At 37.3% G+C, this 14,607-nt stretch carries 11 protein-coding genes; 7 read left to right on the top strand and 4 right to left on the bottom strand.

Features of this window, described 5'->3' with window-relative positions; translation table 11 throughout:
* Complete coding sequence (locus SG0102_RS00235; RefSeq protein ID WP_125118088.1) at window positions 1-300, top strand: hypothetical protein; 300 nt, start codon at window positions 1-3, stop codon at window positions 298-300.
* A gap of 417 nt (window positions 301-717) precedes the next feature.
* Here SG0102_RS00235 and SG0102_RS16020 read toward each other — a convergent pair whose 3' ends face one another.
* From SG0102_RS16020 to SG0102_RS00255, 4 genes are all read right to left on the bottom strand, one after another.
* Window positions 718-1,044: a hypothetical protein gene (locus SG0102_RS16020; protein WP_456298643.1), complete on the bottom strand. Its 327-nt coding sequence runs from the start codon at window positions 1,042-1,044 to the stop codon at window positions 718-720.
* Window positions 1,045-1,083: 39 nt separating this feature from the next.
* Window positions 1,084-2,304 (bottom strand): MFS transporter, encoded by a 1,221-nt coding sequence (locus SG0102_RS00245; protein ID WP_002584949.1) that lies wholly within the window; start codon window positions 2,302-2,304, stop codon window positions 1,084-1,086.
* Between the two features lie 536 nt (window positions 2,305-2,840).
* A complete protein-coding gene (locus SG0102_RS00250) occupies window positions 2,841-4,421 on the bottom strand; it encodes an IS66 family transposase (protein WP_125118089.1) in 1,581 nt (526 codons plus the stop codon).
* A gap of 14 nt (window positions 4,422-4,435) precedes the next feature.
* Window positions 4,436-4,798, bottom strand: a complete 363-nt coding sequence (locus tag SG0102_RS00255) for a hypothetical protein (protein WP_125118090.1) — start codon at window positions 4,796-4,798, stop codon at window positions 4,436-4,438.
* A 1,815-nt stretch (window positions 4,799-6,613) separates the two neighbouring features.
* On the opposite strand from SG0102_RS00255, the gene lepB reads away from it, so the two are divergent.
* The 6 genes from lepB (at window position 6,614) to SG0102_RS00295 (ending at window position 14,589) form a co-directional block, all read left to right on the top strand.
* Window positions 6,614-7,135, top strand: a complete 522-nt coding sequence (gene lepB / locus SG0102_RS00270; RefSeq protein ID WP_125118091.1) for a signal peptidase I — start codon at window positions 6,614-6,616, stop codon at window positions 7,133-7,135.
* A gap of 25 nt (window positions 7,136-7,160) precedes the next feature.
* Complete coding sequence (locus SG0102_RS00275) at window positions 7,161-8,471, top strand: DUF7601 domain-containing protein (RefSeq protein WP_125118092.1); 1,311 nt, start codon at window positions 7,161-7,163, stop codon at window positions 8,469-8,471.
* Window positions 8,472-8,506: 35 nt separating this feature from the next.
* On the top strand, window positions 8,507-9,418 hold the full coding sequence (gene srtB, locus SG0102_RS00280) for a class B sortase (protein WP_125118093.1): 912 nt from the start codon (window positions 8,507-8,509) through the stop codon (window positions 9,416-9,418).
* On the top strand, window positions 9,415-10,188 hold the full coding sequence (locus SG0102_RS00285; protein ID WP_125118094.1) for a Spy0128 family protein: 774 nt from the start codon (window positions 9,415-9,417) through the stop codon (window positions 10,186-10,188). Before srtB ends, SG0102_RS00285 begins: the two co-directional genes overlap by 4 nt.
* On the top strand, window positions 10,163-13,660 hold the full coding sequence (locus SG0102_RS00290) for a DUF7601 domain-containing protein (protein WP_125118095.1): 3,498 nt from the start codon (window positions 10,163-10,165) through the stop codon (window positions 13,658-13,660). The genes SG0102_RS00285 and SG0102_RS00290 overlap by 26 nt, the downstream gene beginning before the upstream one ends.
* 461 nt (window positions 13,661-14,121) lie before the next feature.
* A complete protein-coding gene (locus SG0102_RS00295; RefSeq protein WP_125118096.1) occupies window positions 14,122-14,589 on the top strand; it encodes a GNAT family N-acetyltransferase in 468 nt (155 codons plus the stop codon).
* The last annotated feature ends 18 nt before the right edge of the window (window positions 14,590-14,607 follow it).

Here is a 14,607-nt window from a genome sequence, read left to right on the forward strand (position 1 = left end):
ATGAGTAATAAAATTAAAGAAATCAATAAAAAGATGAGATCTCTTCAGCAGAGTGTTGATCAGATTAGCAGTCTTGTCAAAGATACTAAGAGTATGACATATGCTGTTCATGATGAAGTATGCTATATTGATGAGCTTTGCGTCGTGCTTCGGGATATGCAGATCCAGATTGAAAGACTCGAAGGAAAGGTTGACTACCTTTATAAATCCGAAAGAGCCAAGAACACCATCATGTCATCTCTCGATGATATTGATGAGGAAATGGTAGAAAACATGTTCAATGAGGACTGCTGGTTCTAAATAAAGCTTAATCTATTCCAGCATAGGAAATAATGTGCATCTGCTGAATGATATAAAGTGACGCCCATATCTATAATAAAATGCGTTTGAATACGCAAAATAATGTGACTTCAGTGCTTAAAATAAAATGATGGCTAAGCATAAAATAATTTGCGGTTGCCGTCATTTTTAATTTGCGTCAACATGATTATTATAATTTGACGTTTCTGATGATTATAATGTGCTCTTGTCTATCATTATAAAATGATGCATGAATTACTTATAATTTGATGCCGTCAAACGAGGACGCTAAGTGCCATATTACGGAAATGCTTTAGTTATTCATTATTAATACAATGTACTAAAATAAAGTGCGGAAGTATTAGAAATAAAGTGATGCCACCGGAAAAAGCAGCCTTTTTTGTATATATCACTTGCCTAAAATAAAAAGATTTTAGAGCCTATGATAATTTGACGAACTACAACACACAAGGACGATTTTTTCAGCGTCCCAGAGGATAACCCGCTAAAAGAAATGCTGGAAACTGCTGGTGAAATCGTCAGCCAGGACAGCGACACGGAACAAGCGTACTTGGCGTTTATCTGCAAACGGCTCAAGCTGAATTTTAGGAAGCTGTCAGTAGAAGAACGGAAGTGGCTGAAAAAGATTGCGGAAAAATCCGACTTGCTGAAGAATCCAAAACCGCAGAGAGGACGAAGATAAAAAATGCCTGAACGGCGGTTCTGGTTTTTCAGAACCACCATCCAGGCATTTTGTTTAGTAATAGAAAAAGGTGCAGTTGATTATTGCGTATTGTCAATCTCTCTCAAACCGGGTAGTAAAAATACGGCAAGCGCAACGATGATAATGCCAATTCCGCAAATGACAAACCATTTCTCAACTCCCAGCCGCTCCGCCAGAGGCCCGGAAATGACAAGGCCAAACGGCATGGCGAGGGAAGCGGCGCTTGTCAGTAGAGAAAAAACTCTCCCCAGATATTCTGGTTTGACCGTTTCTTGAAAAATCGCATTTTGCACACCGTAAAATGGAGCGGAAATTCCCATAACAGTACAGCACACAACAAAGACAAGAAATGCGTCTGGCGGCAAAAGCCCGGAGAGCATATTGCTAACGCCCATCAGGAGAACGGAAAGACCGATGGTGTACCGCCGTTTCTTAAAACCGCCCCAAATGCTCAGAATGACTCCGCCAAGCAGCATACCAACCGCAAAAGCAATTTCAGCGGCAGAGGCATGGGCCGGTGTTCCTTTGAAGTATGACATACAGATGAGAGGAAAAAGCGTACTGATTGGCATATAAAAGAACATATAAATTACACCAATCCAGAGCAGAGCAAAGAGGCCCCTGTTTTGCTTTAATACCACATACCCCTCTTTCATATCCTGTAAAAACTGTTGTCTTTTCGTTTCTGGACATAGTTCAGGCGTTGGTATGGACGAAATCGCAACAGTCACACAGGCAAGGATTGCACCCACAATATCTAACAATATAATTGCATTAAGAGGCCAAACAGCATATAAAAACGCTGCGGCAGCTGGACTGATAATCGCACTTACTGCTTGCATGGTCTGCGTGTAACCAGCGCATTTTGTAAGTTCCTCTTTTGGCACAATCATAGGTGTTGCTGCGCTGAATGCTGGAGAATGAAAAGCAGTTCCCGCACTTCGGATTAACAGGACAACCATAATAGACCATACGGGCAATTCCATGTAAAACGCCACCAGCGCCAGAATACCGCCAGCGGCGGCAATTATCAAATCCGCACCAATCATTACGCTTTTACGGCTGTGCCGGTCAACAAAAGCACCTGCAAACGGGCCTAAACAGGCTTGCGGCAAAAATCCAATCAGTGTTGCCGCCGTCAATATGATTGCAGAATTAGTTTTCGCAACCAAATAAAAGATAATGGCCATTTGCAAAATACCGCTGCTAATAAAGGATATTGCTTGTCCGGCAAGAAGTGTAAAATAAGTTTTTCTCCATGAATTGTTGTTTTGGGTCATAATGCGAATCTCCTTTTTTATTGCATTGTTCCTTTGTTTCTGCAATAAAAAGCAGGCGTTGTCCCACAGAGAGGGCAGACGCCTGCATAACAACAAAGCACGAAAAAACACCACGATACAGTTCAAAGACTGCTCGTGTCAAACCTACGTGTTCCTTTGCATACGCACGCAAAAAAAGCCCACCATCATGTGGAAAGGTACTTCTACTTTTTATTGCTTATTAGCGTACACAAATTAACACACGTAAGCCTCCTTCCAATCTCAAACTGTCACACATTATAACACACATCCGATAGACTTGTCAACCATTTTTAACCTTGTTTTCCATCTTGTGTTACTATTCACGGTTAGATATAGTTGATATATAAAGTTGTACCTAAAAAGAGCACGGAACGGTGCCCGTGATACGGCCTTGTTTTAATTGTAGTAAAGAGGTATGTAAAATGTATACACAGCGAAATGAAGCATGATGTTAAATCTGATTTCAGGTAATGGCTATGATACCTTATTCCACCATTATAACGGTTTGTCGATTCTCAGGAGAGATCTTCCCCTGAGAATATTTCTTTTACCGTTATTGGATCACCTTCATAAAGTCGTATCATTGCATAGATCTCATTTATTCCGTTTTTCCTGCAGGTTTCTATATACGTTTTGGCATCTGCGTAATACTGAGCGTTTTGAATATTTTGGAACTGTCCTGATGATCGCATATGGCTTTTTACGACTCTAAGTCCGCGTTCTGCGCAATTATTGGTTGTCGGAAGAGTGAAATCATTTACCCAAGCAAAGTAATTATCATAATAATCACGTATACGCTTAATTAGCGTCTTCTCGGATCTTCCAAAGTATGCATCATAATCTTTTTTGTTTCTCTTTTCCGCTCGGTTGAGTATATCATTAACTTTTTTGTTAAAGTTTTCAATAAATTCATCACTAAAGCGAGTCTCTCCCTTGTTTATGGCTTCTTTGCGTTTGTGGATGGTATCGGAAATAAGATCTTTCAGTTCCATAAGCTCATCATGTTTTGTATCAATAGCGATTTTTTTGAGGTCACGCTGAAGGTGCTGATTGCATTCAAGGTTGCCAAACTTGAATTTAGCGTTATAGTTCACTTTATTGTGATCATGCATCGTTTTTTGCTCTTCAGTGAGTAGTGTTAGGACTTTGTCTTCTTCAATCCCTTCAAGATCTTTCTTCTCATGAGCCGTATAATATGAGAGTGTTTCATCTCCGTAAAAGCGCAGGCAGCCTTTCTTTGTATTAATATTGATAACAGTGTCATCCCAATATACGAGAGTTCTTTGGAGCATTAGATTCTTTAAAACTATACGGAACTCAGATAACTTTTTTGATGCAATCATAGGAAGTTTTGCAAGGTAGCCTTCTGACGGACTTATTTCTCCGTTTGTGATCCCCTCAAAAAAGGTTTTAACCTTGTTAATAGGAACATTGCAGGTATTCATTAGCGATAAGCCAACGGCCTGTACTGCCGTCCCATAGTGACAGGCTGATCTTTCATTAGGCTTCAGGCCAAGAAAAAATGTAGTCCCGCAGCTTCCGCATTTGTATTGATAGAAAACCTTTTTGAGGTTTATAGGCTTGATGCTAATAGTTTTCTCATATACAGCTTTAGTTTTGCCGGTGAAAACAAGTTCATGAGAACCACATTTCGGACACTCAGTTGCATCATCTGCCACATATTCAATTTCTTCGTCAATATCATCAGGAATACCGAGTTCACTTTTAGAATGTCCTGGCTGACCTCCAATTTTTCTGTCAGTAGGCTCTCTGGAATTGATGCTTGAGTTATATTTTGCTTTTCCTATAGGAGTAGACGCAGTAGGAATACCAACGGTAGTTGAGTCATGATTGCTTATGGCATTAAGATATTCAATCTTGTCTTTCAGTCTGTTAATTTCATCATTAAGATTTCTAATCATTTCATCTTTTTCAAGACAAAGCTGCTTTAATTTTGCGATTCTGTTATCCCTGTATTCAAGCTTCTGTTTTTTGGATTTCAGTTCTTCATTACAATCGTAAAGTCTTGTTTTAAGGTCACCAATCTTTTTGCATGCTTTATCATATTTTACTGATAGTGTTCCTAAAGAATCCATTGATTTACTCCTTGTTAATCATCATTATTAAGAATTGATTCAATTCTATTGATCTTGCTGGTAAGCTTTCTATTAGCCGCCTTAAGCTGTTTGATCTCATCATCTCTGCTTGCAATAATTTTTTGCATATCCTCAACCATCTTTTTATAGGTTCTTCTGCCGCTTGCTTTTTCTTCATTTTCAGCTGTATTTTTATCAGGATTAGGCTTTCTCCCTCGCTTTTTGCTTGAAGGAATAATTTCTCCAGTTTCCTCGTCTACAACGCCAAGGTATTTGCGTTTTGCTCTAGGCTGTTTGAGCTCAGGATTCCAAACTGAAACAGATTCATAAGCATATTTCTTGCCAGTTTTCTTGTTTGTCACATAAACAATTGCCATCTTTTCTCACCCCCTTGTTACTATATACAGTATATCATATAACTAGCTTAAAATAAATAGTAATTTACATATAATTTAAATTTATTAGAGACTATGTTTGCTGAAATTATCAAGAAAAAGAGAATACTTTTTTGGTTGTCAGGAATAAGACACTTGAATTGTTAATACATGACTATAAATCACTTTAAAAGTTATAATAAAAGGGTATCCCATATATGGATATACCCCTAAATAAAGACATTATTCAATTTTTAATCTTTCAGCACTGTGAATAGTAACCATCTTGTTTTTCCATCTCTTACGGGCAGTAGCAAAGCCAGGCGAGCCAGTCAACGGTCAAGATGAACGGCGCTTTCAGCGCCGCCGTTGACAGTCTCGCCCGTCTTTGCTAATGGGTAATCAAGGCGGGAAAGCCATTTTAGGGCTTTCCCGCCCATTTCAATTTTGGGAGAAGAAAGGCCCCAAAATGAACGAGTGCGGCCAAACACTTTTAGGGATTGGCCACCTTGTCCACCCATCCAGCGGGGCGGCGGGGAACGGTCAAGGCCGGGCGTCAGCCCATTCATTTCAGCCTTGACGGTTTCCTGCCGTCCTGCTACTTTTCCCGGAGTGTGGCCACACATCTGGTCACGGTGTCCAGAGCTTTGGGACTTTTTGTCCCATAGGCCGGGGGCGGAGGACGAGGGACGGGGGCTTTCATAATACGCCCTGTCTGCTGCTGAAATCAGCCCTTTGTTTCCGGCTTACCAGCCCCAAACAAAGCCCTGCTTTCCTGCCGCGTCAAATGCCCTTGCCCTCCCCGGCGGCAACGGTATTTTCAGGGCAACGCCGACAGAGCGTATAACACACTACACTTTGCTCCGCAAAGTCGTGTGCCAAATGGGGCGCTGCCCCCTTTGGAAACCCCCGCAACAAACAGGTGCTATGCACCCAGCCGGGAGCATAGCGCCGTTTGTTGTCAGCAGCCCGTTTCACGGTCTGCGTGTAGTTCCTTGTAAACTGACCTAAGAATAAGTTATAGACTCTATTTTATTTTTGCGACTTTTTTCGTTTGAAATTCGGTGATAGGATAAGCGGCGGAGGAAAAATGTGAAAAAAATCCTCACAGGGCAAACACATGAGAAAAATAGGTGATGAATGAGGTATAACCAATTAGAAACAATTTCTCTATTGGATAATCTTATTTTCAATAACCTATCATAAAATGAGAGATTATAGAATGAATTTTTAGGCTCATCCGCCATATTAATGTTTTATCCTGGAAAAGAGCCTAAAAAAATTTATATTAGCGGTCATATATAAACAGTATTCGAACATTTATGGTTAAGAAATGTGACCTCTGCTTCTATGATCTTCTGATTATTAAAGAATATAAAAAAGACTTACTCACGGCAATGAATAAGTCTCAAAAGAATAACCTACGGGAAAAGTTATTCTTAATCGGCTAACGATCTTTATATTCATTAATAATCTTTCAGCGTTTGTATTGGTACGAAACAGAAAGGAGGCATCTCAATATTCCACGTTCTTGAATACGAGAATAAAAGATAGAACCTGGAAAATGAAACAGCCAGTTTATATTACTGAACATAAGTTCTCTAGCTACTTCATATTATAGTATTTTCGAATTAGAAGTCAATAAGAAACCCGTTTCATTCGTCAGTAATTATAGAAGTACGCATTGAGAAATATGTACAGGAAATCACTTATTTTTTACGCAGACAAAGTGCTTAAGAGATTAAGCATAATCAACTATCATTATATTTTTTATCTAATTGATAAGAAATGTTATTGTGAGAAAAGGGAGGACGAATTATGACTTCTGTACAAAAGGAGAACATGAGACCTACACTCTTTCAGGAAATTATGTATCTGCTCATTAAAATTGGTTTTGTCTTACTTGTATTTGCATTAGCGCTGACATTTATCTTTGGTGCAATGCGTTACAACGCAGACAATATGAATCCCGCCATTTATGAAGGAGATTTATTATTATTCTATCGACTCGACCACAACTATGCGCAAAAAGATGTCGTTGTTTTACGTCATCAGCATGTCCTTCAGGTGCAGCGAATCGTCGCTGTAGCGGGAGATGAAGTGAACATAACCAAAGAAGGGTTAATGGTTAACGGTTCTTACCAGCAGGAAGATCATATTTATTACAAAACGAAGCGCTATGTCTCAAAAGTGAAATTTCCTATAAGATTAGGAGAAAATCAGGTCTTCGTCTTAAGCGATCAGCGCACGCAAGCAACTGATAGCCGTATCTATGGACCGGTATCTACCAAAGAGATATTAGGCAAAGTCATTTGTGATATTCGTCGTCGAAACATTTAGAAAACTAATATGAGGTGAAAAATTTATGAATAAGAAATACTTAAAAGGACTTTTATCCTTAAGTTTATCAGGTTTAATGGCAGCATCTTTAGCAGCACCAGTTTTTGCGGCTACAGATACCAATGTGGAAGCTTACATTACTAAGGAATTTGATATGCCTGTTGGCACTGAATTTACAAGTAAAACATTTAATTTCAGTCTAGGTGAATTACAAAAAGATGGTACAAAAATGACCGGAAAAAACGAAACACTAGAATCGAAGGAAATTACCATCAAGAAGGAAGACAATCACTTCGTAAGAAACAGTGATAGCAACAATGAAAAGAGATACAACAGCTATTTACATTATACGGATCTTTTGAGTGATAGTGATAAAGAAGTTTTAACGAAAGACCCTGGTCAATACAGCTTTCTTATTACTGAAACTGCAGATCAACAGGTTCCTCCAACTACAGAAAATGGTGTTAAGCATACTACGAATTTGACATATTCAAAAGCTGTATATAAAGCTGAGCTTTATGTAAAAACAAAAACTGATGGTACTAACTATATTTCAAGTATTAAGGTCACTAAAGAAAAAGATGATACAGGCACGGAAATTACTTCAGTCAATGAAAAGAAGGTTGACCCATCAAAACCAGATGGTACTGATGATGGCAAAGGTGGATTAAGATTTGTCAATACTTTTACAGATAAGATTGAAACCACAGGAGATCCAGGTGAAATTCCAGATCCTGATCCAAAAAATCCAACAAACACAGATAATAGAGATAAAGTTTTATCAGTAGGTAAAATCGTAAATGGCGATTTAGCAGATAAAAATAAATACTTTGAATTCTCTGTTAAAGTAACCCAGCCTTCATTAGTCACTACAACAAATGAAACTTATAAAGCTAAGATCTTTAAAGCAGCTAATGGTGGACAGGATACTGATAAGACGAAAAACCCAAATATGGATGATAAAGGTGAATTTTCATTTACTAGCGGTAGTGATCCAGTAAAGGTTTATTTAGCACATGGTGAAAAATTAGTATTTGAAAATTTATATGTAGGTACAGCATTTGAAGCACAGGAAACTGAAGCCAACAACCTTTATACACCATTAACGTATGTAAAATTCAATAGTGGTAATCCTGAAACAAAATCACAGGGAAATGCAAATGTTACGGGTAATGTATCAGAAGGTACAGATACAGTTGTTGTAGTCAACACACGTAATTCAACTTCTCCAACAGGGATCGTTGTAAATAACTTACCTTACATCTTATTAGTATTAGGTGTTGTAGCTGGTTTTGCTGGTTATATCGCTTCTAAGAGAAGAAGAGAAGTAAGATAAAAACTTTAATGAATAAATAAGAAGGTGGCAAATGTATGAGAGAAGAGCGAAGTATTAAAGCAGTACAGGGTATTTCATCCGCCTTTAACTTTACCCTTCTCATCATACTGCTGTTACTTGGTTTATTAGGTATCTATGCTTTATGGGATAGTGCTTCACTCTATAGCAATGCGAGTCACAATCACTATAAAGACTATAAACCACGCATCAGAGATAGCCGTAGTTTCGAGGATTATCAAAGAGCTAATCCTGATGTGATCGGTTGGCTGGACCTGTATGGAACGGGAGTCGATTATCCGATCGTTCATGGTCGGGATAATATGAAATACTTAAGTCATGCACCTGATGGCAAGTATAGTGCTTCAGGAAGTTTATACCTCGATTATCGCAATAACCCCAACTTTCTAGACTTTAATAACATCATTTTTGGTCATCACATGGACCAGCATATGATGTTTGGTGATCTCAGCAATTTCCTTACCCAACCCTATTTTGCGAAGCACCAGTATGGAAAGATCTATGCCAATCATCATTGGCAGGGACTTGATATTTATGCGGTGATTGAAGCGAATGCTTATGATACAAGCATTTATAATCCTGGGATCGACGGTGATCAAAAACGGGAGTTTTATATACAGAATATTCAATCAAAAGCGAAATATCATCGATTAGAAAATGTCCAGCCCGCCGATCACATCATTTTAATGAGTACCTGTCAGGGGGACTTAACCAATGGACGAATTGTTTTGGTGGCTAAAATCACGAAGAACATTCATAAAGATCCCTTTGCGCAAAAACAAGGAATCTTTAATCTCTTTGATCATTATGGTTTATTAGATGAATTAAAACGTTGTCCATTATTAGTCTGGGCTATCCTAAACCTATTATGCTTATATCTTATTTTATTTATCTATAACAAAGTTCATGAAAAGAGGAGAAGCACATGAAATATCGTATCTTATCAGGATTCATCGTCTTCTCAATATTGATGGGAAGCAGCTGCGTCGTTCACGCGAAAGGGGGAACAAGTACGCAGCTTGTTATTTATCAGCAGTCTTCCTGGAAAGGCTGTAAGAAGCCAAGGATGGTGATGGTGTATCGTTTAAAAACATCATCGCAGTCATCATATTATCATGATTACAAAATGAAATTCAGTGATCGTAAGATGGGCATTACGATGTATTACAATAAGCCAGGTCTTTATTCCTATTATGTATCACAAAATTGTCATTCACATTATAAAGGGATGAAATATGATCGTAATAGATATCATGTGCGGGTAATGGTACGTTATGCCAATGGACAGCTCTTGGCTGAATCAGAATTACCAGTTAATAAAAGAGGTTTTAAGGAAGAATCCATGACTTTCCATAATTCTTATCACAAGAAGAAGCCTAAGAATCCAAGTAAACAGGTACTTCATAAAAAAGAGAATCCTATTCCTAAAAAGCTTCAGGAATATCCGCCTAATAAGGAAAAACAAAAACATAAACATAAAAATAGCATACCTAATCACCAAAAAGAATATCCACCAGAAAAGGGTCATCATAGTCAGAATAACCCTTTGACTACCCATAAGGTGAAAACTGGTGATAACACAGATATTAAGCTCTATGTTATTGGTATGATGTCTTCATTCATTATTTTATTGTTGTGTATTGCTTTGGAAAAGAGGAAGAAGGAAAAAGACGATGAAAATCAAAAAGTTAAGTCATAAAAAATATGTCTGTATCTTTATTCTTGCCGTCAGTATGCTTTTTTGCATAGGTGCTTTTCACGGCCGTCAGATTGCTCATGCGACAGATAATCAGCCAGTCCAAAGTGATAGTGCCGATCAGTTAGATAGTGCTGATCAGTTAGATAGTGCAGATCAAAAGACTTCTTCATTTACTTTTCAAAAGAAAATGTCTTTTAAAGTCTTAAGAGCCGCTGTTACAAATGGTCAGATTGATACTGAAAAGAAAGTTCCTGTGACCACATATATTGGCGATACAAAGCAAGAAGAACCAAAAAACATACCAGTCGGTGTCATTAATGAAAATACGGTACCAAAAATAACAGGTGCCCGTTTTGTTGGGGCTTATGTAGAATTTCCGGACACTGGTAAAGAAACACAAATCTACTATACGAACGTTTATACAGAAAAATCAGATACTGGTGATCAAAGTAAAACTTATACATACTATGCGTATTCACCAACACCTGAAACAGGTGTACTGCTTGAGGGAGATGCATATATAAAGCTGAAATATGAAGCAGCCTATGATATCTCTTATCGCGTTGAAAATAAGTTAGGAAAAGAATTGTCTGATGGACTACAGGAAGGAGATACTGGTGGCTATTTTGTTACACCAACAACCAAACTTGAAACGGGCAATCAATTGAATATTCATTTTGTTGAGGGAAAAATCCGTGGAAATACGGGTTCTTATCATTTGCGAAAACTATATAAATCACCAACATCTGATCTAACTAAAAAGACGCCTATTTCTTTTGATAGTGATGATTCAGGGAAAACTGATATCACTCAGGCGACAACAATTGTTGCAGTGGTGGATCAAGATCAAACATATCGTATGCACGTAGTGAATCCGTTTGCGGATCATCATGGCCATATTTGCTGGAAAGGATACTCTGGCTGGACATATAACAGCACGACTGGGAAGTTTGAAGGAAATTGGACAGATGGGCCAACTGATGGAGACACAGATATGCCTATTTACGCCCTTCCTCAAATATGCAATCCAGATGATCCTAAGGCGGTTACGGTTGTAAAAGAGGCCAATGGTAAGGAACATGGCGTTTGTTATGCTGATGTGGGAAACAAGAATCAGACTTCTTACAATACAGAAGTCGATGCGAATGGGTTCCAGGATATCTTATATAATAATCAAGATAAATTTGACTCTTATACGACACATGAGTTAAAGGATGAATCAGGCAATGTTGTAACCGCAGATAATCATCCTGCAACAACTACTGCAGCACCAGGTGGTACCTTTTATTTTGTGATGTACTCACAGCGCGGAACAGAGTGGGAATTTTCACGTTTATCAATTAACGGAACAAATTTAAAGGCAGTCTATGATGGACAAGTTCATGATACGCCAATAGGGAATGGTATGATTGCTCATTTTAAGTACGATTCTTCTGAAAATGATGCTGATTCATATAGGGACTTACATCTAGAAAAAGATAGAAATGAAAGACATGCAAATTGGAGAAGCAAACAAAGATTGAAATTTGAGTGTTGGGTTTCTCATGCAAGCAGTGATATATATGTTGATTTTGACTGTGTAGAAAAAGAAACAGAATCGTTAACATTAACCAAAGCACAAGGTATTAAGAGAATTGTGGCAAGTTCCTATGATGAAGATCATCACGGTAGATTGTGGTGGGATAGTTTGTATAATGGACAGCCTTATTATCGTCAAGATGCACTTGGTAAGTGGATAGAAAAGAATAAAGAAGGAACAGATTCTCCAAATTATGAATATACTGCAAGTCAAGATGAAGAAACGAATAACCTGCCAAAAGTATTGTTTACCGAAAAAGATCAAGATTCATGGCAGACCTCAGGTGGTACCCATTCAAAAATGGAGGATGTAAACGATTATGAGGGTAAGCATAGATATTTGTATTATGATGCTTTGCCCGGATATGATGAACGAACGATAAATGTTAGTATAACGGGTGCACAAAATGATGATGTTACAAATGGTCCAATTGGGCGAATGCAGCAAGGCTATTATAATGGGGATTCGGATAATCCGGTTAATAAAGCTTTAGACGAAGCTATTTCAAATGATTATACAAATTATATTGATTATAAAAGTAGGAACATGCGCCATCGAAATATTGCAATTTCTATGGATCCTTATAAATACAAGGCAACTTATGATTTAGATGGCGGAACATTAAATGGTCAAGACAAGTATATAGATTCTCAAGAGTATACGATTGAAGAGGGTTCTAATCATATTTTGATGCCAACAGCGACACCCGTTAAAAAGGGTTATGCTTTCGTGGGATGGGAGTATGAGCCGCTTAATATCAAATATATAGACCAAAAAGATCAGTTAAGACAAGTGTTATCGCCAAATGACAAATTTGAAATAAACGGTACAACCTATGATTATGGACTTGATAGGGTTGAAAAGACAATTTATTATTTTAAATATGTTTCTAATGGTCGCCTGATAGAGTCGTATACAAAACAACTAGCGTCGAAACCGGTTTATGTGGATAAAGATGGTGCTGATAACCATTTTGCTTTTAAAGCTTTATGGGTCAATAGAGATAACCTTCCTGCTGGTAAAGATATTTATACAATTAAGACTTATAAACAAGTTACTTCTAAAGATTATGAATCTTTAAACAAGGATGAGAAATATCAGGATGAAACTACTAAGAAATTATATAGGATTGTATCTTCTAATGATTATTTAGGAACAATTGATCAGACAATTATTGGGATCCCGCCTCAAGCGGATGATGGATACGTATTTAATAAACAAGCAAGTACTGTGAAACTGACACATTTCAAAAAGACAGGAGCAAATCCTGAACCGGATACACTAAAATATTTCTATGATTTTGATGGTAGTCAGAATTTAACAATTAAACATGTTACAAGCGGTAATATGGGAGATCAAAATCAATCATTTGATGTCTATGTTACTTTGAAAGACAGTAAGGGCAATCCTTTTAATGGAGAGAAGGCTGTCGAAGGAACCAATGCCACAATATGGGGTGGAGCCAATACAACCGGTGCTAGTACAACTGGATCATTAAAGTTTGATAATGGGATAGCTAAAATTAGTCTAAAAGGTAATCAAAAGTTGACTATTAAGAATGTTGATATTGGTTCTTATGATATTAAAGAATATTCTTCAGGTTTATATACAACCCAGTATGAGATTGATCAGCAAGGTAAGTCAAATAATGCTATTTCTAATGCATCTATTGTGAAGAACGGTAATCCTATTGTCACAATCTATAATGTACGTGATGTACCTGAAACAGGCATTTATATGCCAAATGATCATCCAGGACAAATGTTTGCTTTGTTACTGTTAGGAGCTGGAGCTTTCTATCTTGTCTATAAGAAGAATGAACGACGAATTAAACGTATGATCTTAGTGTCAACGTTGAAAATTGAAGATATGATTAAAGTGCATCATAAATAAAGATGCACTTTTTAATAGAAAATATTTATACTGTTGGACGCTGAAATAGCTAAAAAGTTTACTTTTGAGTGCTTAATTTTGTCTCAATTATTACTACCATAAATCCAAAAATTTAATTGATTGAAACTTAGCAAATAAGAAAATAAATGAAAGGTATTGTAAAGATTATGATTAAAAGGAATACTCTTTGATCAGAATTTCTTTTCCAAATATAAGAAAAAACTATAGATTCATATTTCATTAGATTATAAATCTATAGTAAATTATTATGGATAATCTTTATATAATCATAAATCTTTCTTAGATTGATTAACCGTTATATATTTTTGGTATCTGCTTGTTGGACAATCTGGTATCGTCATTTGAAGTTCTCCTTTATTGTTCCACTACTCATTTATTATATCAAAAAGCCAACGAAAATAGCCCTCTTATTTGTTATACTTATAAAAAAGGAGATCACAATGGAATTTAGATTTGCAAAAAGAGAAGATACCGCATTAGTATTACAGTTTATTAAAGAATTAGCGGATTATGAAAAGATGCTTGATGAAGTAGTAGCCGATGAAGAAACACTTAAACATTGGCTATTTGATGAAAAGAAAGCAGAAGTTTTATTTGTTTGTGAAGAGGGACAAGAGGCAGGCTTTGCATTATTCTTCCACAATTTTTCTACATTCTTAGGAAGAGCTGGCATTTATTTAGAAGACTTATATGTGAAAGAAGAGTATCGCCATAAAGGTTATGGGAAAGCTTTGATCAAAAAGCTAGCCTCACTTGCCGTTGAACGTGGCTGTGGACGTTTAGAGTGGTGGTGTCTAGACTGGAATCAGCCCAGTATTGATTTTTATTTATCATTAGGGGCTAAGCCTATGAAGGACTGGACCGTATATCGTATTGCTGGAGAAACACTTAAATCATTAGCAGAGTAAGGCGTGTTATCATGTCTT

Source organism: Intestinibaculum porci, assembly GCF_003925875.1.
In the GTDB taxonomy this organism is placed as follows: Bacteria; Bacillota_I; Bacilli_A; order Erysipelotrichales; family Coprobacillaceae; genus Intestinibaculum; species Intestinibaculum porci.